General features: G+C 61.3%; 19 protein-coding genes and 1 pseudogene. 9 read left to right on the top strand and 11 right to left on the bottom strand.

All coding sequences use genetic code 11. The features are described 5' to 3' along the window. Window positions 1-36 precede the first annotated feature (36 nt). Window positions 37-354 (top strand): putative quinol monooxygenase, encoded by a 318-nt coding sequence (locus tag A6D6_RS15240; protein WP_236564117.1) that lies wholly within the window; start codon window positions 37-39, stop codon window positions 352-354. A gap of 53 nt (window positions 355-407) precedes the next feature. Here A6D6_RS15240 and A6D6_RS15235 read toward each other — a convergent pair whose 3' ends face one another. Next, complete coding sequence (locus A6D6_RS15235) at window positions 408-1,919, bottom strand: MFS transporter (protein ID WP_133490714.1); 1,512 nt, start codon at window positions 1,917-1,919, stop codon at window positions 408-410. A gap of 89 nt (window positions 1,920-2,008) precedes the next feature. Here A6D6_RS15235 and A6D6_RS15230 point away from each other — a divergent pair, with 89 nt between their 5' ends. Next, window positions 2,009-2,851 (top strand): helix-turn-helix transcriptional regulator, encoded by an 843-nt coding sequence (locus A6D6_RS15230; protein ID WP_159661186.1) that lies wholly within the window; start codon window positions 2,009-2,011, stop codon window positions 2,849-2,851. 4 nt (window positions 2,852-2,855) lie between these two features. Here A6D6_RS15230 and A6D6_RS15225 read toward each other — a convergent pair whose 3' ends face one another. The 9 genes and pseudogenes from A6D6_RS15225 to A6D6_RS15190 form a co-directional block, all read right to left on the bottom strand. Beyond that, window positions 2,856-4,070, bottom strand: a complete 1,215-nt coding sequence (locus A6D6_RS15225) for an acyl-CoA dehydrogenase family protein (RefSeq protein WP_133490716.1) — start codon at window positions 4,068-4,070, stop codon at window positions 2,856-2,858. Between the two features lie 54 nt (window positions 4,071-4,124). Continuing rightward, window positions 4,125-4,862, bottom strand: a complete 738-nt coding sequence (locus A6D6_RS15220) for an SDR family NAD(P)-dependent oxidoreductase (protein ID WP_133490717.1) — start codon at window positions 4,860-4,862, stop codon at window positions 4,125-4,127. 50 nt (window positions 4,863-4,912) lie between these two features. Next, entirely contained in the window at window positions 4,913-5,950 is a 1,038-nt protein-coding gene (locus tag A6D6_RS15215; protein WP_133490718.1) for a phosphotransferase family protein, read from the bottom strand. Window positions 5,951-6,203: 253 nt separating this feature from the next. Beyond that, window positions 6,204-7,025: an HpcH/HpaI aldolase/citrate lyase family protein gene (locus A6D6_RS15210; protein WP_159661185.1), complete on the bottom strand. Its 822-nt coding sequence runs from the start codon at window positions 7,023-7,025 to the stop codon at window positions 6,204-6,206. Beyond that, window positions 7,026-8,222 (bottom strand): CaiB/BaiF CoA transferase family protein, encoded by a 1,197-nt coding sequence (locus A6D6_RS15205; RefSeq protein ID WP_133490720.1) that lies wholly within the window; start codon window positions 8,220-8,222, stop codon window positions 7,026-7,028. A gap of 95 nt (window positions 8,223-8,317) precedes the next feature. After that, on the bottom strand, window positions 8,318-8,818 hold the full coding sequence (locus tag A6D6_RS21910; protein WP_236564122.1) for an MmgE/PrpD family protein: 501 nt from the start codon (window positions 8,816-8,818) through the stop codon (window positions 8,318-8,320). A gap of 165 nt (window positions 8,819-8,983) precedes the next feature. Continuing rightward, a pseudogene (locus A6D6_RS21905) lies at window positions 8,984-9,660 on the bottom strand (MmgE/PrpD family protein); the annotation flags it as partial. 26 nt (window positions 9,661-9,686) lie between these two features. Then, the gene (locus A6D6_RS15195) at window positions 9,687-10,850 is read right to left on the bottom strand and encodes an acyl-CoA dehydrogenase family protein (protein WP_201303804.1); all 1,164 of its coding nucleotides are present in this window, start codon (window positions 10,848-10,850) and stop codon (window positions 9,687-9,689) included. Then, window positions 10,850-11,686: an HTD2 family dehydratase gene (locus tag A6D6_RS15190; protein WP_133490722.1), complete on the bottom strand. Its 837-nt coding sequence runs from the start codon at window positions 11,684-11,686 to the stop codon at window positions 10,850-10,852. The genes A6D6_RS15195 and A6D6_RS15190 overlap by 1 nt, the downstream gene beginning before the upstream one ends. A 303-nt stretch (window positions 11,687-11,989) precedes the next feature. Here A6D6_RS15190 and A6D6_RS15185 point away from each other — a divergent pair, with 303 nt between their 5' ends. From A6D6_RS15185 to A6D6_RS15155, 7 genes are all read left to right on the top strand, one after another. Beyond that, entirely contained in the window at window positions 11,990-13,054 is a 1,065-nt protein-coding gene (locus A6D6_RS15185) for an AraC family transcriptional regulator (protein WP_133490723.1), read from the top strand. A gap of 193 nt (window positions 13,055-13,247) precedes the next feature. Next, window positions 13,248-14,405, top strand: a complete 1,158-nt coding sequence (locus A6D6_RS15180; protein ID WP_133490724.1) for an acyl-CoA dehydrogenase family protein — start codon at window positions 13,248-13,250, stop codon at window positions 14,403-14,405. A 13-nt stretch (window positions 14,406-14,418) separates the two neighbouring features. Further along, complete coding sequence (locus A6D6_RS15175; RefSeq protein WP_159661184.1) at window positions 14,419-16,116, top strand: long-chain-fatty-acid--CoA ligase; 1,698 nt, start codon at window positions 14,419-14,421, stop codon at window positions 16,114-16,116. Between the two features lie 59 nt (window positions 16,117-16,175). Beyond that, window positions 16,176-16,565, top strand: a complete 390-nt coding sequence (locus tag A6D6_RS15170; RefSeq protein WP_133490726.1) for a Zn-ribbon domain-containing OB-fold protein — start codon at window positions 16,176-16,178, stop codon at window positions 16,563-16,565. Continuing rightward, window positions 16,562-17,740, top strand: a complete 1,179-nt coding sequence (locus A6D6_RS15165) for a thiolase family protein (RefSeq protein WP_133490727.1) — start codon at window positions 16,562-16,564, stop codon at window positions 17,738-17,740. Before A6D6_RS15170 ends, A6D6_RS15165 begins: the two co-directional genes overlap by 4 nt. Window positions 17,741-17,782: 42 nt before the next feature. Beyond that, window positions 17,783-18,934 carry an acyl-CoA dehydrogenase family protein gene (locus A6D6_RS15160; RefSeq protein ID WP_133490728.1) on the top strand — a complete coding sequence of 384 codons (1,152 nt, stop codon included), beginning with the start codon at window positions 17,783-17,785 and terminating at the stop codon, window positions 18,932-18,934. A gap of 195 nt (window positions 18,935-19,129) precedes the next feature. Beyond that, window positions 19,130-20,701: a long-chain-fatty-acid--CoA ligase gene (locus A6D6_RS15155; protein WP_159661183.1), complete on the top strand. Its 1,572-nt coding sequence runs from the start codon at window positions 19,130-19,132 to the stop codon at window positions 20,699-20,701. A gap of 34 nt (window positions 20,702-20,735) precedes the next feature. Here A6D6_RS15155 and A6D6_RS15150 read toward each other — a convergent pair whose 3' ends face one another. After that, window positions 20,736-21,422 carry a GntR family transcriptional regulator gene (locus A6D6_RS15150; RefSeq protein ID WP_236564116.1) on the bottom strand — a complete coding sequence of 229 codons (687 nt, stop codon included), beginning with the start codon at window positions 21,420-21,422 and terminating at the stop codon, window positions 20,736-20,738. Window positions 21,423-21,443: the final 21 nt, after the last annotated feature.

Genomic DNA, 21,443 nt, shown 5'->3' with positions numbered 1-21,443 from the left:
GTCAGGAGCTCTCGTCCGCCCAGCGCTTGTGCCAGCATGCCGATGGTTAATCATTTACAACGTAAGGAAAACAACATGCTTGGAATCGTAGCTGTGCTGCAGGCGCAGGCGGGCAAAGGGGACGCACTGGCCGCCGAAATGAATAAGATCGCGGCGGAAGTGCGCAAGGAAGAAGGCAACCACGCTTATAATGTTCACCAGTCCCTGGACGACAAGGATGTGGTGATGATTTATGAGCAATATACGGATCAGGCGGCGCTGGAAGCACACCGCGAAAATATGAAGGGGCTTGGTGGCGGTCTCAAGGATCTGCTGGCGGGACGCCCGGATGTGAAATTGTTCCAACTGACCTGACAGGCTCTTGCGGATGTGGCACGGCGGCGCCGGGCCACATCCGCCACGATCGATCAACGTCCGCCGCGCAGCGCGATTATCGGCACCATGGCGAGAACGCCGATGCCCACGGCGGTGATCAGGGCAGTGAGGTTGAGTCCTTGGGTGAAAATGTCCCGCGCCTGATCGAGCACGCCCGCTGGAAGCCGGTCCGCGCTCGATACCGCCTGCCACAGGCTTTCCTTGACCGCTGCCGAAGCCGTCCCGGCGAAGTGTTCGGCCGCCCCGATGCGATAGAGTCCACTGCTGAGACTGCCCAGCATGGCGACGCCCAAGGCCACCCCCAACTCCTGTACCGTCTCCGACAAAGAGGCCGCGGAGCCTGCTTTGTCCGCCGGGGCCGCGGCCACCACCAGATCAGTACCGAGCGCGGCGATGGCGCCCAGCCCCAGATAGACCAGGGCGAAGCCACTGACGACCTGGATTGTTCGCGCTTCCGCGTCCACCCCGGCCAGCGTCAGATACCCAAGCACCGAGAGCAGCAATGCCCCGGCCACTATCTGTCCGACCGGAAAACGCCGAGCAAGCAGTGGTGCGCTGATCGCCGCCACCAGCATGGCCAGGGCCGGCGGTCCCATCCAGGCGCCGGCAACCCGGGGAGTCAGGCCGCTGACCAACTGCAGGTACTGAGTAACCAGCAGCATGGCTCCGCCGACGCCCATCAAACCCACCAGCAGGATCAGCAGGGCGGCGGTGAACGAGCGGCTGCGAAACAGACTCAGATCCAGTAAGGGGTCCGCCAGGCGGTGCTGTCGTTTGATGAACAGAATCACGCCGAGGGCACCGATCAACAGTGCGATGAGCGCCGTCCAATCCAGGCCATGTCTGGCGAACTGCTTAACGCCGTAGATCAGCGGTAGTAGCGCCACAAGGGACAGAACCACGCTGCCCAGGTCCAGACGCCCGCTGGCCTCGTCGCGGTATTCGGGTAGCAACCAGGGCGCACTCAACCACAGAATCGCCACCACCGGCAAAGCCACCAGAAAAGCCGACCCCCACCAGAAATGATCCAGCAACACGCCGCCTACCAGCGGGCCGGCGGCCATGCCGAGGGCGAACATGGTGGCCCAGATCCCGATCGCCAGTGCCCGCTGTGGTGGATCGCGAAACAAGTTGCTGATGAGCGCCAGTGTGGAGGGCATCAGAGCGGCGCCGGTAAACCCGAGCAGTGCTCGTGCCACGATCAACTGAGTGGCGGTGGTGGAGAAGGCGGCGAGCACCGAGGCCAGGGCGAAACCGCCGGCGCCCAGCATTAGCAGTTTACGGCGTCCGATACGATCGCCGAGGGTGCCCATGGTGATCAGGAAGCCACTGATAAAGAAGCCGTAGATGTCCATGATCCACAGCGCCTGGGTACTATCCGGTTTCAGCTCCGCGGCCAGCGCGGGGAAAGCCAGATACAGTAACGTCACGTCCAGGCCCAATAGCAGCGTTGGCAACGCCAGAACAGCAAGGCCGGCCCATTGACGTGGACCGGCGCGGTCCGTCGATGATGAAGGGACCAGGTGTTCGCGGTAAGAGGTCATCTCGCTTCTCCTGTGAAAGAAGCGCTATTTTTGGGATGATTCACTAACCGTACAATTTAAGCATTTATGCTATTAGCAGGACTAACAGGATGAGCCCGGTAAAGTCATTGAACCGTACCCGTCACGAGCTTTCTGAGTTCGTGCGGCAACGCCGCGAACGTGTGACCCCGGCGGAAGTGGGGTTGCCTTCCGGGTCTCGCCGGCGCACCCCCGGCTTGCGTCGGGAGGAGGTGGCGGCCCTCGCCGGTGTTGGTATTACCTGGTACACCTGGTTCGAGCAAGGCAGGGACATCAATGTTTCGGAAACCTTTCTGTTGAGTCTGTCCCGGGTGTTGAAGCTGGATGACGAGGAGTGCTGTCATTTGTTTCTGCTGGCACAGCAACGGCCGCCGACCTATGAGGCCCGCCAGGCCTCCGGTGTTTCGCCACTGACACAAGCCGTTCTGGACCAACTTGACCCTTGTCCCGCCTACGTAATGAATTTGCGTTGGGATCTGGTGGCTTGGAACGGGGCCGCCGACCGTTGGTTCAGGTTGAGTGACCGCGCCGACGCGGAACGCAATCTGTTGCGGCTGGTGTTTCGTGACGCCGGCCTGCGCGGGCGAATGCCGGATTGGGAGCATGATGCGCGAAGGTTGCTGGCGAACTTTCGCTGCGATCTGGCGGTGGCGCCGGAGGATCCGACCATGCTGGCGTTCGTCGATGAAATGCGACGGCTGTCGGAGTCATTCCGGAATTGGTGGGCGGAGCCGGATCGGCAGGGGTATCAACGTGGCATCAGCCGCCTGGCAGGAAAGGGCGGCCGGGTGCAATCATTACGGCACGAGATGCTGATCGTGGATGAACATCATCATCTGCGCATGCTGGTTTATTTCAATGATGAAACCGGGAACGGTGCAGGCGGCACCGTTCCCGCTGTGAGCAGGCCCTAGAGGGTTAATCGTTGTATTCCTGAATCTTCATTTTTCCCAGTTGCGACATGTGCACCTCATCGGGGCCGTCGGCGATGCGCACGAAGCGATTCAGAGTAAAGAAGTGCGCGATCGGAGTGTCGTCGCTGACCCCCATGCCGCCGTGGGCCTGGATGGCGCGGTCGGTCACATTCTGCGCCATCTGTGGCGCGACCACCTTGATTGCCGCGATCAGATCCTTGGCGTCCTTGTTGCCGTACTTGTCCATGCGGTCGGCGGCTTTGAGTGTCAGCAGCCGGGCCTGCTCGATATCACAGAATGAACGGGCGATGTCCTGGCGAATACTGCTTTGCTCGGACAGTTTACGCCCGAACGCCACGCGGTTCTCCACCCGGCGGGCCATGATTTCGAGGCTGCGCTGAGCCTGGCCGATGGAGCGCATACAGTGATGAATGCGGCCCGGGCCGAGCCGGCCCTGGGCGATTTCGAAGCCACGCCCTTCGCCCAGAATCAGATTGCGTTTGGGAATGCGCACATTCTCCAGGCGCAGCTCCGCTTCACCGCCTGGTGAATTGAGACTGCCGAACACCGTCAGATTCCGGACGATGTGAATTCCCGGCGTGTCACGGGGAATGATCACGGTGGATTGTTGTTGGTGGCGGGGGGCGTTGGGGTCTGTTTTACCCATCAACAGCAGCACTTTACAGCGCGGATCCATGATGCCGGAGATCCACCACTTGCGGCCGTTGATGATGTAGTCATCACCATCGGCCTTGATCTCGGTTTCGATGTTGGTGGCGTCGGAGGAGGCCACCTGCGGCTCCGTCATCAGATAGGCGGAACGAATTTCTCCGTTCATCAGCGGCTTGAGCCATTGCTCTTGTTGTTCGGCGTTGCCGTATTTGGCCAGCACTTCCATATTGCCGGTATCTGGAGCGGAACAATTGAACACCTCGGCGGACCAGGGGATTCGCCCCATGATTTCGCACAGCGGCGCGTATTCCAGATTACTGAGTCCGGGGCTGAGATCACCGTACTCCCTTGGCAGGAACAGATTCCAAAGACCTTCGGAACGCGCTTTTTCCTTCAGCTCTTCGAGACCGGGCCAGGGTTGCCAGACCCTGGCGGGGTCGGTGACCCAGTCATGCTGCTCTTGTTCCCGCGGAGCGATATGGGTGTCCATGAAGCGTTGCAATCGCGCCAGCAATTCCAGGGTTTGTTCGGAGTGGTCGAAATTCATAAGAAACGCCCTTTTTTTTCGGGAAAAGCCATTGGGAAAAGCGGGTCCCGTTCGTCAGGACAGGATCAGCCCGCCGTCCACCACCAGGGTCTGGCCGCGAATGTAGTCGGCCAGAGGCGAAGCCAGAAACAACGCGGCGCCGGCCATGTCCGCCGGAGTACCGAGGCGACCGGCGGGAATGTTGGCCAGGGAGGCCTCCAGACGCTTGGGATTTTCGGTGGTCACGGTGGTCAGTTTGGTGGCCACCAGACCCGGCGCGATGCCATTCACGGAAATGCCGTCCGAAGCCCAGGCTTCCCCCAACGTGCGCACCAGTGCCACGGCGCCGGCCTTGGACGCGTTATAGGCGGGGTTACCCCGGGTGGCGTGGAAGGCGGCGGTGGAGCTGACCACAATCATGCTTCCACGGCTTTCCTGAAGCAGCGGGTGAAACTTCACGGCACAGGCGCGCAGGCTGTCGAGATTGACCGCGATCACTTTATCCCAGCCAGCCCGCTCGAATTCGCCACGGCGATAGACCACCGTGCCCTGGCATTGAATCAGCACGTCCAGTCTTGAAAATCCGGCGCGGTGCTGTTCGATGGCGTCCATATCGGAGACGTCCACCCGCGCGTAACTCAAACCGCTGAGGTCGGACCCTTCGTCACTGGAATAATCGCTGGCGTTGGCCCGGCTGCCCCAGATGTGAACGTCGGCGCCGCGCTGGCGGAACGCCTGGGCTATACCATTACCAATGCCGCTGGAGCCGCCCACCACCAGAACGGTTTTGCCGCTGAAATCCAGGTCGTTCATATCATGCTCCTTAATGCGTCTGGAAACCGGGTTTCCGGGTCAGGTGAGAGTCAGGCGATCCAGCCGAGGGCGCGTTCGAACAGCGTTATGGTGCGGGCGTGCAGACGCTCGCCGGTTTCCACCGGTGCCTTGCCGGCGCAGGCGCGGGCGTAGGTGCCTTCCAGAATCAGACCGAGCTTGTAGCAGGCCAGTACGCCATACCATTCAATATGACCAAGGTCGCGATCACTGTGGACCCGATAGTGATCGATCATGGTTTCGCGATCGGGAAAAGCCTTGCCCAGTGGATCGTTTTCCTGATTGATCCGCAGATCCAGATGATCCGGCGTGGTGGCCAGCAGCCAGCCCAGATCCATAAGCGGGTCGCCGATGGTGGTCAGTTCCCAATCGACGATGGCGGCCAGTTCCGGCGAATCGTGGCGATACAGCACGTTGGCCAGATGGTAGTCACCATGAAGGATGCCCGGTTCGAAAGTGGCGGGTCGATGATGCTCAAGCCATTGGGCAACGCGATCCACGCCGGGAATGCCACCGGGGCCTGGCCATTCCGCAAACGCCCGATAGCTCTCCAGTTGCGCGCGCCAACGCGGTACCTGGCGTTCGAGAAAGCCTTCGGGCTTGCCGAAACCGGTTAATCCCACCTGTTCATAGTCCACCGCGCCGAGCGCGGTAATCCCTTCCACCAGGGACAGCCCCATGCGGTGAACCCAATCGGCGCTGGCACCGTGGGATTCCGGAAAGTCGCAGGTGGCGTTAAAACCGTCGATGGGTTCCATCAAATAGAACGCAACGCCGATGACGTCTTCCTCGGGGCAGGCCGCCAGCAGGCGCGGATGAGGCACCTTGGTGTCGGCCAGGGCCGCGAGCAGGCGCATTTCCCGGCGCATGGTGTCGTTGGAGTTGGCACGCAAATGACGGGGAGGGCGGCGCAGCACATAGTCGTTGCCGTCGCGTTGGAAGCGTAGCAGTAAGTTCTGGGTGCCGCCGGCCAGCGGTTGCGGATTCTCGATCTCGCCTTTGCCCAGACCTTGCCGTTCCATCCAGGTGTTCAGTGCCCGCAGATCGACGAGCGATTGCCAGTCCTTCATTCCGCACCCACCGCTGTTCTGGTTATGAGTCAGCCCGGTTAAGAGTCAACAGAGTAGCAGTGTCTCGGTAGGGGGCGGCATCGTCGGAAGCGACGAAGCTGTTGTTCTGGCGGAGGGGAGCTGGTGAAGAGGAGAAATAAACTTAGGAGGTCACTACAACGCCGCTGTGGGAGCTTGCTTGCAAGCGAATGGGCTTCCGGGCCCCAAGATTCGCTTGCAAACAAGCTCCCACAGATCGGACGCCTTGATGATTTTATTCCGCAGCGGCGATCAAGCGGCGGGCCCGTTGAATCACCGGTTCATCCACCATCTGCCCGTCCAACTGGAAGGTGGCGCCGTGCTCGGCGACGCCGTTCACCACCCGGCGGGCCCATGCCAGTTGTTCATCGGTGGGAGAAAACGCCCGCCGTACCGGTTCGATCTGCCCGGGATGGATGCAAAGCATCCCGGTGAACCCCATTTGTGCCGCCCGCAGCGCCACCGCCGCGACCTTTTCCGTGTTGCGGAAATCCGGCTCCACGCTTTCAACCGGGCCGGCAAGACGATTAAGGCGGCTGTGTAGAATCAGCTGCGCGCGGCATTGGTCCAGGACGGTGACAGCGCCGTCGCTGCCGGCTTCGGCACCCAGATCCAGACTCAGATCCAGGGCGCCGAAAGTGAGACGTTCAATGCCGTCGCAGGTGGCGATGCTTGGAATGTTGCTCACGCCGCGCACGCTCTCCACCAACGGCCACAGTGCTTTGCCGTCAACGCGGGCGCGCTGAACATCCTCGGCGTTTTCGGCTTTCGGCAGCATGATTCCCGTTACCGCGTCGGCGTGGGAACACAGGGCAAGATCCGCCTCGAAGTGGTCCGTACCGGCGCCGTTCGTACGCACGAACAAGGGGGCCGAGGCATGTTCGAGGAAATCGGCCAGGGCGCGGCGTGCCTCGGCTTTATCCGTTTCCGCCACGGCGTCTTCAAGATCGATGATCACCAGGTCCGCGCCGCTGGCCTGAGCTTTGGCCACCCGCTCAAGGCGGGTGGCGGGCACGAACAGCATGGTGCGGGCATCGCGGGACGCTCTCGAGGCCATTCAAATCACTCCCGTTTGTTGGAACTGTTGAATATCGGCGTCACCGTAACCGAGTTCGGTGAGGATGGCCGCGCTGTGTTCGCCCAGGTCCGGGACGGCGTCCATACGCGGCTGGAATGCATTGCTGGCTCCGGGAGGAAGCAATGCCGGCAAGGGCCCCTTGGGACTGCCGATCTCGGTCCAGCGTTGTCGGGCGGCCAGTTGCGGATGATGCCAGACGCCGTGCATGTCGTTGACGTGGGCGTTGGCGATGCGGGCCTGGTCCAGGCGGCGGATTACTTCCTCCGCGTCCAGTTCCGCGAACACCCCGAGGATCAGCGATTTCAGCGCGGCCCGGTTATGCACTCGCTGAGAGTTGGAAGCGAAACGTTCATCGTCGGCCAGTTCCGTTTGCAGCAGGACCTGCTCGCAGAATACTCGCCATTCTCGTTCATTCTGCAGCCCCAGCATCACGGTGCCACCATCGCCAGTGTCGAATGGACCATAAGGGTAGATGGTGGCGTGGGCGGCGCCGGTGCGCGGCGGTGGTTCAGCGCCTTCGAAGGCGTAGTAGAGCGGATAGTTCATCCATTCCACCAGGCTCTCCAACATGGAAACGTCGATGCGACTGCCCTTACCGGTGTTCTGACGCAGCAGCAGGGCGTTGAGAATATGAGTGTAAGCGTACATACCGGCGGAAATGTCGGCGATGGAACAACCGGCCTTGGCCATGTCGTCCGGGGTGCCGGTGACGGACAGAAAACCGCCCTCGCTCTGGATCAAAAGATCGTAGGCTTTTTTATCCTGGTAAGGGCCGCCTTCGCCGTAACCGGAGATGTCGCAGACGATCAGTTTGGGGAAGCGCTCATGGAGTGCTTCGAACGACAGGCCAAGGCGGGCGGCGGCGCCGGGAGCCAGGTTCTGCACCAGGACGTCGGCCTGCTCAAGCAGGCGCTCCAATACCGGCGTGGCGGTATCGTGCTTCAGGTCCAGCGTGAGGCTTTCCTTGGAACGGTTGGTCCAGACAAAGTGGGAAGCCAGACCATGGACCCGCTCATCATAGCCACGGGCAAAATCACCGACGCCGGGACGCTCCACTTTGATCACCCGTGCGCCCATGTCCGCCAGTTGGCGGGTGCAGAATGGCGCGGCGATGGCATGTTCCAGACTGACCACGGTGATACCGTCCAGGGGCCGGGGAGAAGCGGCAATACTCATTCTTGTTGCTCCTACAGCTAGCTGCAATGGGCGCTGGCTCTGGCGAAGCCGGCCAGCTGCCTCGGGATGCGGCGTGTATTCCGCATCCTCATGGTTCAGATCAAAGGGGTAACGCTGTCGGCGTCGTGCAGCGTCCAGACCCGTTCGATGGCGGTGCCCATGGCGTCCTCGGAAAGGCCACCGGCGAAACGCGCCAGTCGGCGGAATTTATCTTCCAGTTCCGGCCGGCTGAGGGTGTTGCCAGGGTCGCCTTTGGGCTCATCGATACTGCCATGCAGGGTGCGGCCATCCCGGGTGACCACATCCACCCGGCCGAGCCAGCGCGCCGGATAGGCCCCATCCACTTCCGCATCCAACTGCATCGTGACCTTGTCACGAAAGGCTGCGACCGCGGCATCGTCCAGCGGAATCCGGTGGAACTCCGTAAGCCCGGCGTGGCCGTGCAACGCAATCAGGCCAAGCACCGTTCCCATGGAAAACTTGGCCTGGTGGATGGTGGCGGGAACGTCCACGCGGCCGAGCACATCGATGGCGCCCTGGTGTACCCGGGCGGTGACGGATTCGATGTCGTTCGCCTTGAGATCGTGTTCCCGCATCACCGCCAGCAGGGCATCCGCCGCCGGGTGAGTATGGCGGCAGGAGGCGTGGAACTTGAACGAGGTTTCCGCCAGCGCCCAGCGCTCTCCGAGGCGGTCATTGAGAAAACGGGCATCGGCATCCCGGGAAAAGCCGGCGGCAAGCCCCTGATCGCCTTCAAGGATATTGCGTGCTCCGGTCAGCCCGTCGGCGGTGAGACAGGCGGCCAGCACGCCGTCCGCCGCTGCCTTGGCGGTGTGCAGTTGTTTGGAGTCGGCGGCGTCGCGCAGGAATTCCCATAGGCCCGAGGCCTGGGTGCCCGCGCTGCCGAGAAGATTGATGAACCCGTCCTGGTCCAGTTCCAGAATTTTTCCGGCGCCGCCAGTGTGCCGACGGTGCCGGTGGTATGGAAAATACGGTAGTGGGAGCGCCCCAGGAATTCGCCGATGCGAATGCCTGCCTCGTAGCCGGCCACCGAGGCAACGATCAGGTCGCGGCCGCTTTTGCCCTGTTCCTGAGCCATGGCCAGGGCGGCGGGGAACACCACGGTGGCCGGGTGTAGTACCGAACTGTTGTGCAGATCATCCTGTTCCACCACATGAGACGCGGCGCCGTTGACCAGCGCGGCGAAGTACGCGGAAGTGTCGGTGCCGTCCACCAGGTTCTGGGCAGGACCGGAAGCAGGCCCCATGCGCCGCGCATAACCGGCGAACAGAGGGATCGGATGCTGACCGCCGCCAGCGATCAGGGACGCGAGCCAGTCGAGGAACAGATCCTCGGCGCGGGCCACCACCGCTTCCGGCAGATCCTCATAGCGTAGTTCGGCGAGAAACGAGGCCAGGGCCCGGGTTGCGTCGCTCATGTTCGCTCCTTGCAAAGACCGTGTGTTTAGAATGAGCGCGGCAGTTCGAGCAGATGCTCGGCCACGTAAGAGAGAATCAGGTTGGTGGAAATCGGCGCCACCTGATACAGGCGGGTTTCACGGAACTTCCGCTCCACGTCGTATTCGCAGGCGAAGCCGAAGCCGCCATGGGTTTGCAAGCACACGTTGGCGGCTTCCCAGGACGCCTTGGCGGCCAGGTATTTGGCCATGTTGGCGGCGGCGCCGGCGTTGAGGCCGGAATCGTATTGCTCGCAGGCCCGCCAGCGCATCAGGTCGGCGGCTTCCACTTCGATGTGCGCTTCGGCGATCGGGAATTGAATGCCCTGGTTTTTGCCGATCGGGCGACCGAACACTTCCCGGTCGCGGGCATAGCGGCTGGCCTTGTCGATGAACCAGCGGCCGTCGCCGATGCACTCGGCGGCGATCAACGTGCGCTCGGCATTGAGGCCATCAAGAATGTAGCGGAACCCTTTGCCTTCCTCACCGATCAAGGCGTCAGCGGGAATTTCCAGATTGTCGAAGAACAGCTCATTGGTAACGTGATGCACCATGTTGGCGATCGGTTGAACCGTCATGCCATTGCCGATGGCCTGATGCAAGTCCACCAGGAAGATGGACATGCCGTCGGTTTTCTTCTTTACCTGATCCAGTGGAGTGGTGCGTGCCAGCAGGATCATCAGGTCGGAATGCTGGATGCGGGATATCCACACCTTCTGACCATTGATCACGTAGCGATCGCCCTTGCGCACAGCGGTGGTTTTGATCTTGGTGGTGTCGGTGCCGGTGGTCGGTTCGGTGACGCCCATGGATTGCAGGCGCAGCTCGCCGCGGGCGATGCGCGGCAGATAATGATCTTTCTGTTCGGCGGAACCGTTACGCAGCAGCGTGAACATGTTGTACATCTGACCATGCACGGTGCCGGAGTTGCCGCCGCAGCGATTTACTTCTTCCAGAATCACCGAGGCTTCCGCCAGACCCAGGCCGGAACCGCCATACTCCTCCGGAATCATCGCCGCCAGCCATCCGGCCTGGGTCAGCGCGGTGACGAACTCCTCTGGAAAATCCTGGCGTTCATCGACGCCACGCCAATAGGCGTCGTCGAACCCGGCGCACAGGCCGCGTACACCATCACGAATGGCGTCCAGGGCTTCTTTATCGTACTGAATCATTAACCGATCTCCTCGAACTCAACTTCACCGGCATGGGCCTGGCCCTGTTCGTTGCCGGCCATGACCCGGGCAACCCCGGGGGACTCAATAACACCGCCGACCTGAAAGGGTTCAGGGGCGATCAACGGGCGCATGCCCCGGTAGCGGAATACCCTGGCGATCTTGTCCGGGTTGGCCTGATGAAACGCGCGCATTACCAGCGTGGCGATCAGGGGGCCATGAACCACCAACCCTGGATAACCCTCCTCACCGGTGGTGTAGGGCCAGTCGTAATGGATGCGGTGGGAATTGAACGTCACCGCGGAATAGCGGAACAGCAGGGTGGCTTCCGGCTCAATGGTCTCGGCCCACTGCAGTTCCGGCATCGGCTCGCCGCTGGAGGCTTTCAGCGGGACCGGTTCACGGTAAACAATGTCCTGCCGTTCGCTCACTTTCTCCTCACCGTCCTGAAGGTAGCGGTGCCGTACGGTGATGAAGGTCAGTGAACCACTGCGGCCGTGCTTTTCCTTGATGTCCTCGATTCGGCTGTGTCGTTGTGCCGGCACACCGGCACGCAGCGGGTTGTTGAAACGCACTTCTCCGCCGGCCCACATGCGTTGGCAGTCACGAATCGGCGGCAGGAAATCGCCGGGGAGGGGATGGCCGTCGGGCCCCAGAGTGTCCATGCCGGAAACCGGTTGAAAGAACGCCCATTGCCACAGACAGGGAAGGGGATCTCCGGTATTCAGGGTAGTACCGCCAAGTGTGGCGGTGACCCGGGCGAGAGCGTGAAGATCCAGGCTATCGTCCTGGACCTGCTCCTTGCCCAGCCAATTGTTCGCGTTATCCAAGGCCATGCGCAGGCTCCGCATATAGGTATGAACAGGCATATAAAAAGAAATCGAACCGCCTGCGGGTCCTGTGACGGGAGCGCATTGGGCGGTGGAACCGATTTGATTTTGTATACGGTATACAGTATACATTGATCGCGCAACAGAAAAGCGAGCTTGCCGTTTCCTGATCACGGCGGGTTTGGCGGAAAAGTACAGAGACGCGCCGGCGGCTCCCCGTCAGTGTCGGATTCGGCCAAGCAAGGCAGGCGCTAACAACAAATACCAATGGTGGACCGGCCCGGTCTGGTTCCACCGCGGAGGACAGTGATGAATATCCGGTTTGACGGCTCGGCGATGACCACCAGTCATACCATTTCCATTCATCATGTGGAGCAAATGCTGGCGGGCGCGTGCCGACACGGCCTGGACCCGGAGCCGGTGATGCAACGCGCGGGGATCCCGGTGCGTTTGCTGAAATCACCCTTGTCCCGGGTGTCCCAGGACCAGTACGCGCGATTGATGTATCTGCTGCGGCGGGATCTTCGTGATGAGTTTTTCGGCCTGTGCAGCCATCCGGTCCCGTTGGGCGCTTTCGCCCACATGTGTCAGGACCTGATTCAGTGCGAGACCCTGGGGGATGCGCTGCGGCGTGGTTTCACATTCTATCACCTGCTGCTGAAGGACTTCGTGCCGCGACTGGTGGTGAAAGGTGAAACCGCTCACGTCTGCGTCCGCGACCAGGCCGGCGAACCGGGCTGCCTCAGTTACGCCAAACGGATGTTCATGTTCTTCACCTGGGGCGTGTCTTCCTGGCTGGCGGCACGCCGGATTCCCTTGCAACAGGTCAGCTACCAGGACATGGGTGATGGCAAAAGCAATCGTATTCATCTGATCTTCGATGCGCCCCTGAAAGCCAACGACAACTGCTTCGGCTTTACTTTCGAATCGCGCTGGCTGGAATTACCGGTGGTGCAGAACCGCCTGAGTCTGACCTCGTTCCTGCGCCAGGCGCCGGCCAATTTGCTGGTGCGTTATAGGGACGAAACCTCTTGTAGTGAGCGGATCCGGCGTTTGCTTCGGCGCCATCTGAGTTCCGGATTGCCAACCTTGGAAGAGGTCGGGTCGGTGCTGGGGATGACACCACAAACGGTGCGCCGGCGCCTGCGTGATGAAGGGCAGTGCTATCAGGGACTGAAGGACAACCTGCGTTGTGACGCGGCGATCGAGTATCTGTCGCGTCCGGATCTGAATCTGGTGGACGTGGCATCCAAATTGGGATTTTCCGAGCTCAGCACCTTTCATCGCGCGTTCAAGAAATGGACTGGCCTGCCGCCGGGAGAGTACCGCTATACCCGGCTGAGAGCGGCCCGCCCCTATCTGAACATGCAATGATGAAAAGACTTGGCCAAATCCATCGCCGGAGCCCTTGTGTGAGCATTCAGGGGAACGAAATGGCCAATGGTTTTGATGGTGATGGCCATTGGTCGTGTCGCGACCGTTGGGCATTCTGAGCACAACAAAAACAGCCAACGGCAAGACGGTTTTTCGGTGACATGCGCGCCGCCCCCTGCCGAGGAGAATATCAATGACACAGTGGCAGTCCGCCTGGATCGATGACGATCTGACCATTTTCCAGGATTCCGTGCGGAAAATCTTCGAGCGTGAATTCATTCCCCAGGAGGAAAAATGGCGCAAGCAGCGCCATCCGGATCGTGAGGTCTGGCCGAAGCTCGGAGAGCTGGGTTTGCTGTGCGCCAGCATTCCTTCCGAGTACGGCGGTGGTGGTGGCACTTTTGCTCATGAGGCGGTTATTTGCATGGAGCAGGCTCGTGCCCAGGTGAGCAGCTTCAGCATCAGCGTGCACAGCGGCATTGTCTCTCACTATATTCTCAACTACGGCACCGAGGAGCAGCGCAAGAAATGGCTGCCGCAATTGGCCAGTGGACAACGAGTCGCCGCCATTGCCATGAGCGAGCCGGGAGCCGGTTCCGATTTGCAGGCGGTACGCACCACCGCGGTTCGGGACGGTGACGAGTATGTCATCAATGGGTCCAAGACCTTTATCACCAACGGTTATCACGCTGAGTTGATCTGCGTGGTGGCGAAAACCGACACGCAGGCAAAGGGCAGCCGGGGTATTTCGTTGGTGATGGTGGAGACGGAAAAAGTCAGCGGCTTCCGCCGGGGACGCATCCTGGAAAAAATCGGCCAGAAAGGGCAGGACACCGCTGAGTTGTTTTTCGATGACGTGCGCGTGCCAGCGGAAAATGTTCTGGGCGGCGCCGAGGGCAAGGGCTTCGTGCAATTGATGGAGCAACTGCCGCGCGAGCGCATGTTCATCGCCGTGGGCGCGGTGGCCACCATGCAGAAGGCCATCGATGAGACCACGGCTTATGTGAAGGATCGCAAGGTGTTCGGCCAGCGTCTTATGGATATGCAAAACACCCGCTTCAAATTGGCGGAGTGTCAGACCCAGGCAACGGTGGCCCGTTGTTTCGTTGATGACTGTGTCCACAAGGTCCTGCGTGGAGAGCTGGACGTGCCCACCGCCGCCATGGCGAAGTGGTGGACCACGCAATTAAACTGCCAGATCATCGATGAATGCCTGCAGCTGCACGGCGGCTACGGCTATATGGAAGAGTACCCGATCTCACGAATGTACACCGATGCCCGGGTCGGCAAGATCTATGGCGGTGCCAACGAGATCATGAAGGAAATCATCGCCCGTTCCATGGATCAATGATGGGAGTGGATCGATGACATCACCTCATCTGGCCTTCTACCCGAAGGGGTTGCCTGAGCGGATTCGCGCTCCGCGAACCACTCTGGTGGATAACCTGCGCATCTCCGCCCAGCGTTACCCCGAGCGTCCGGCACTGGTGTTTTATAACGGTGAGCTGAGCTATCACGATCTGGAGCGGGATGTCCGGCGCATGGCCGGCTATCTGCAACAGGAGTGCGGCGTCGCCAAGGGCGATCGCGTATTGCTCTACACTCAGAACTGCCCGCAGTTCACCGTGGCCTTCTATGCGGTGATGTCGCTGGGAGCGGCGGTGGTGCCGGTAAACGCCATGAGCACCCACGAGGAACTGGCCTACTATTTCGAAAATAGCGGCGCCCGTCTGGCGTTCTGCGCCGCCGACCTCTATGGCAATCTGCGTCCCTGTGTGGACAGCGGTCTGGTTACCCGGGTGATTCTGCATCAGTACCGGGATTACCTGAGCGATCCGCAAGATCCGCTGGTTCCTGGCTGGATCGCGGTGGCGCAGGAACAAGTAACGGATCCGGCGGTGGTGACCTGGGCCGATGCCCTGGCCACGGAGCAGATCCCGATGCCGGCGGCCTTCGACGCCGACCAGATGTGTGTTCTGCCTTACACCTCCGGTACCACCGGTCATCCAAAGGGCTGCATTCACACTCACCGTACTCTGGGATACGCCATTTATTCTTCGTCGTTGTGGCGCGCGCTCAATGCCGAATCCGTGTTTCTGTCAGTGGCGCCGATGTTTCACATGCTGGGGCTGCAAAGCGGCATGAACATGCCGATTCTGCTCGGGGCCACCACGGTGATTCTGCCGCGCTGGGACCGCGACATGGCGGCGCGGCTGATCGACCGCTGGGGTGTCAGTGTATGGGGCGCGCCGCCGGCGATGATCATCGACTTTTTCGCCAAGCCGGATATCGCCGACTACGACTTGTCGCGCCTGAGTCTGATTTTCGGCGGCGGTGCGGCGATGCCGGAAGCGGTGTCGCGCACCCTGAAGGAAGACCACGGCATCGCGTTCAATGAATCCTATGGTTTGACCGAAACTTCCGCGTTCCTGCACGCCAATCCCGTGCACCGTAACAAACGTCAGTGTCTGGGGGTGCCTACCTTTGGCGTGGAGTCCCGGGTGGTCGATCCGGAAACCCTGGAGCCGCTGCCACGAGGAGAAGTTGGTGAATTGATCACCAGCGGGCCGCAAGTCATGGAAGGGTATTGGCACAATGACGAGGCCAATCGCGACGCCTTTGTTGAACGCGATGGGCGTCGTTTTTTCCGTACCGGCGATCTGGCCTGCATCGACGAGGACGGTTACTTCTTCATGAAGGACCGGCTCAAGCGCATGATCAATGTGTCCGGCTATAAGGTCTGGCCGGCGGAAGTGGAAAATTTCATGTATGACCATCCGGCGGTTCAGGAGGCCTGTGTCATCGGCGTGCCGGATAGCCGTCGCGGTGAAGTGGTCATGGCGATTCTGGTCGTCAAGGACCGTTACCGGGGCCAGGTCACCGAAGAGCAGGTGATCGACTGGGCGCGGGAAAAGATGGCGGTGTACAAAGCCCCCCGACGGGTGGAATTCGTCGACGCCTTACCCAAGTCAGGCGCTGGCAAGATTCTCTGGCGTCAACTGCAGGATGAACAGCGGTCGTTGCTTGAGGGCGGCGATGCGGTGGCGGCGGGGAACGGGTGACGGTTGTTTCGCCGGGCCCCTGTCGCCGACGGCTGGCGGTAATTACGAGGAGAGCAAACATGGTTAACCAAGAAGGTGGTGTACAGGCCATCTATCAGGCGGCCCTGGATCAGGGACGTTTCGAGATCCAGCGCTGTAATGACTGTGGTGACGCGGTGTTCTTTCCGCGTGAATTGTGCCCGGGTTGCGGCAGCGGTGATCTGTCGTGGTTCAAACCCAGCGGCAAAGGCACTGTCTACGCGGTGACCACGGTGCGGCGCAAGCCCGAGGCCGGTGGCGATTACAACGTTTCTCTGATTGATCTGGAAGAAAACGTCCGGTTGATGAGCCGCATTGAAAACACGGCGCCGGATGAGGTGAAAATCGGTATGACGGTGAAAGCCCGGGTGGCGGTGAACGACGGTGCGGGTCTGTTGGTATTCGACGCGGCGGAAGGAGAGGCCCAATGAGCGGAGATCTGAATCATTTGCGCGGCAAGTTCGCCATTGCCGGCGTGGCTACCTTTGGTTGCGGTGAGGCGCCGGGCTATACCGACATGGAGCTGCTGGCCCAGGCCGCGCGTCTGGCCGTGGCCGATGCCGGTCTGACCATGAAGGACATTGACGGTCTGTGTACCGCCAGTGCCTCTTCCACCATGTGGTCGATGCCGGTGGTGGAGTATCTGGGTATCCGGCCCCGTTTCCTTGACGCAACGATGGTCGGCGGTTCCAGTTTCATTGCACACCTGATGCCGGCGATGCAAGCGCTGGAGTCCGGTCAATGCGACGCGGTACTGGTGGCCTACGGCAGCGCCCAGCGCACCTCCACATTAAGCCGCAAGGAGATCGGCAAGGCCCGCCTGCTGATGGACCCGCAGCCTTACGAGCATCCTTATCAACCGATGCTGCCGATGTCCGCGTACGCGCTGGCGGCTTCCCGTCACATGCATGAGTTTGGCACCACGCGTCGTCAATTGGCGCAAGTGGCGGTGTCGGCGCGTCAATGGGCGCGGAAGAATCCGGATGCGTTCATGCGCGATCCACTCACCGTGGAAGAGGTTCTCAACTCGCGCATGGTTTCCGACCCGTTGACCGTGCGTGACGCTTGTCTGGTTACCGATGGCGGCGGTGCCTATGTGTTGGTGCGCGCGGATCGCGCCCGCGATCTGCCACAGCCGCCAGTGTATGTGCTGGGCCAGGGCACGGCGGTGTGGAATCGGCAAATCTCCAGCATGGCGGATCTTACCGTTACCGCCGCCACGCAGTCCGGCCGTGACGCCTACGCCATGGCGGGAATGGGGCCGAAGGATATCGATGTGGCGGAGCTCTACGACGCCTTCACCATCAACACCTTGTTGTTCCTGGAGGACCTGGGCTTCTGTGCCAAAGGAGAGGCCGGGGCCTTCGTGGAGGATGGGCACATCGCCCCTGGCGGCAGCCTGCCGGTGAACACCAACGGTGGCGGTCTGTCGTGGGGCCACCCGGGAATGTACGGCATTTTCGCCGCCATCGAGGGCGTGCGTCAGTTGCGTGGCAAGGCGGGCGATAGCCAGGTGGCCGGTGCGCGAACGGCCATCGTGCACGGTAACGGCGGCACGCTGTCCAGCCAGTCCACCGCCATTCTGGGTACTGCCGAGGCGCTGTGAGGCGCCCTTTATTCAGGGCGGCGACGCCGCCGGGAGGCCAGCATGATACGTGATCAGGAAACCATGAATACGCTGTTGGATACCATCAGTCGCTTTGTGCGAGAGCGGCTGGTGCCCAACGAGGAATGGGTGGCGGAACATGACGCCATTCCCGAGGACATTGTCAGGGAGATGAAGGACATCGGCCTGTTCGGACTGACCATCCCGGAACAATTCGGTGGCCTCGGTCTGACCATGGAGGAGGAAGTGCTGGTGATGTTCGAGATGGGGCGCACCTCACCGGCATTTCGCTCGTTGTTCGGCACCACCGTGGGGATCGGTTCCCAGGGCATTCTGATGGACGGCACCGACGAACAAAAACAACGGTGGCTGCCATCGCTGGCCACCGGCGAGGTGATGGCGTCGTTCGCGCTGACCGAACCAGGCGCGGGTTCCGATGCCGCTTCCCTGCGGACCAGCGCGGTGAAGGACGGTGATCATTATGTGGTGAACGGGACCAAGCGCTTTATCACCAACGCGCCCCAGGCCGGTATCTTTACCTTGATGGCTCGTACCGATCCGGATGTGAAAGGCGCGGGCGGCATTTCCGCGTTTATTGTCGACGCCAGCACTCCGGGCATTTCCCTGGGCAAACCGGACAGCAAGATGGGCCAGAAAGGCGCCCATACCTGTGACGTGGTGTTCGAGGACTGCCGGGTACCGGCGGCTAACATTATTGGCGGCAAGCCCGGTGTCGGTTTCAAGACCGCCATGAAAGTGCTGGATAAGGGAAGGATTCACATTGCCGCCATCTGTGTCGGCGTGGCGGAACGGATGCTCGACGATGCGCTGCGTTACGCCGCCGAGCGCGAGCAGTTCGGCCAGGCCATCGGTGAATTCCAATTGGTGCAGGCAATGCTGGCAGACAGCAAGGCGGAGATTTATGCCTCCCGATGCATGGTGATGGACGCGGCCAGGCGTCGGGATAATGGTGAAAACGTCAGCACCGAGGCCGCTTGCTGCAAGATGTACGCCTCGGAAATGTGCGGTCGCGTGGCGGATCGCGCGGTGCAGATTCACGGTGGCGCCGGCTATATGTCCGAGTACGGGATCGAGCGGTTTTACCGTGATGTGCGGCTGTTCCGTATCTATGAAGGCACCACCCAGATTCAGCAGATCGTGATCGCGCGCAACATGCTGCGTGCGGTGCGTTAACACTTAAAAGTTCGCTCTCCACGCATGGCGGGGGGCCAACCGTCGTGCGTGCTTTTTATTCCCGCGGGTGGATAACACCGCCCGCTTCAAGCCCTTGTTCCAAGGGCTTTGGCCGTTTATTCCGTCTCACAGGTGAATCATGTCCGACCACGATATTGTTGTTCATGCCCGTTGCCGGGCAGGGGAGTCTCGACCATGTATCTGACTCAGGGCTTGCATCGCGCCGTGCAGCAAGCACCGCAACGCCTGGCCACGGTGGATGGCGAACGTCGCCGCAGCTATCGGGAGCTGGCTGACCGTTGCGCCCGGCTCGCAGGTGGGCTCACCGGCCTGGGGGTACGGGCCGGGGACCGGGTGGCGATACTGGCCGCCAACTGTGATTACCATGCTGAGTATTTTCTTGGCTTGTGGTGGATGGGCGCGGTGGCCAATGCCGTGAATACCCGCTGGAATGTGAAGGAGATGGCGTACTCTCTCAACGACAGCGAAGCGGAGATACTGCTGGTCAGCGACGCCTTCCTGCCAATGGTGGACACGCTCAAGACGCAGTGTCCGAGACTGCGCCATGTTCTGCATCTGGGAGATACGCCACCCGTCCAGACACCGGGGGCGGCGGGCATGATTCATTACGAGGAGTTTCTGGCCTCGGCGACACCGGTGGACGATGGCCGTTTTGGTGGCGACCACCTGGCGGTGCTGCTCTACACCGGCGGAACCACCGGTTTTCCCAAGGGCGTGATGCTTTCCCACGACAATCTCTGGAGTTGTGCCATTACCCGGCTGGCGGAGAGCGACCCGCCTGATCCGTTCGTCACCCTGTTGGCATCGCCACTGTTCCATACCGCTGGCGTCGCCAAGTTCATCACCCAGATCGTGGTGGGTGGTACGGCGGTGATGATGCCGTCCTTCCGGGTGGAGGAGGTGCTGGCCGCCATTGAGCGGGAAAGGATCACCGATGTGATTCTGGTGCCCAGCATGATTCAGATGCTGGTGGATCACCCCGCGGTCGGCGAGCATGATCTGAGCTCCCTGACACGGGTTGCTTACGGGGCGTCGCCGATTTCCCAGGCGGTTCTGGAACGTGCCCTGACGGTCTTCCCGGAAGCCCAGTTCACCCATACCTATGGCATGACCGAAGCATCGCCGATGATCACGCTGAATTCCTGGCGCAATCACCGTGGCGAGGCCCTCACCAATGGCCGTATTCGTTCCGCCGGCAAAGCCACCTGGGGCATGGAAGTGCGTATCGTCGACGAGAATGACAGGGAAGTGCCGAGGGGTACCGTGGGCGAGGTGGTGGCGCGGGGTGACAACATCATGCTGGGTTACTGGAACAATCCGGAGGCCACGGCGGAGACCCTGCGCGGTGGCTGGCTGCATACCGGCGATGGCGGTTACATGGACGAAGACGGCTACATCTACATCGTCGATCGGATGAAGGACATGATCGTCAGCGGTGGCGAGAATGTGTACTGCGCCGAGGTGGAAAACGTGCTCGCCCGGCATCCGGCGGTGGCCAGTTGCGCGGTGATCGGCATTCCCCACGACACCTGGGGGGAAAGCGTGCATGCGGTGGTGGTGACGCAATCCGGCGTCGAGGTGTCCGCCGCCGAACTGTCCGACTTCTGCCGCGCGGATCTGGCCGGCTACAAGTGCCCGCGATCAGTGGAATTCCGCGACGGCCTGCCGCTGTCCGGTGCCGGCAAGGTGCTTAAGCAGGCGTTGAGGGAGCCCTATTGGCAGGGCCGTTCCCGCCGGGTGTCCTGACCGGCGGGACTTACGTCAGGCGGGCCGGAGCTGTTCAGCGCAGCCCGGCGCCGCCGTTGGAGACGTGGGCAAGCAAGCCCTCGCCGGCGGCGGCGATATGACGGCGCATGGCTTCGGCGGCGGCTTCAGCGTCGCCGGAGCGCAGTGCCGTGACGATGGCCCAATGCTCCTGGCTGGATTCCGCCATGCGGTTCTCGATGGTGATCGGCGTCAGCGGTGGCACTCCCTGCCAGAGAGTGAGAATGATTTTCTGGGTGCGCGGCTGATTGGCGGCATCGTAGAGCACCCGGTGAAAACGCTGATTGAGCGCTACATAGGCGGCGGAGTCGCCGGCATCGGCGGCCTGGTCCATGTCCTGTTGCAGCTGCTCCAGTTCGTCCAGCTCCTCTTCACCGAGTTGCGGGCAGGCCTGGGCGACCATGTGGCCTTCCAGCAACTCGCGCAGGGCGTAGATCTCCTTGACGTCATCGACGCCAAAGGAACTGACCCTATAGGCACCCCGGCCCTCGGTCTCCACCAGACCGTCCGCCTCCAACCGGCGTAAAGCATCACGGACCGGGATGCGGCTGGTGCCGAAACGTTTGGCCAGGTCTTCCTGAACCAGACGTTCGCCGCCGGCGATGTCGCCGCGCAGGATAGCCTCGCGCATGCGCACATAGACCTCCTCTTCCATGGAACGGCGGCGGACGGGAGCGAAAGGATCGGTTTGGGTTCGCGGCATAGTGTGTTTCTCAAACGCTAA

The organism is Alcanivorax xiamenensis (assembly GCF_009846745.1).
In the GTDB taxonomy this organism is placed as follows: Bacteria; Pseudomonadota; Gammaproteobacteria; order Pseudomonadales; family Alcanivoracaceae; genus Alloalcanivorax; species Alloalcanivorax xiamenensis.
This window is presented reverse-complemented; position numbering and strand designations above follow the sequence as displayed.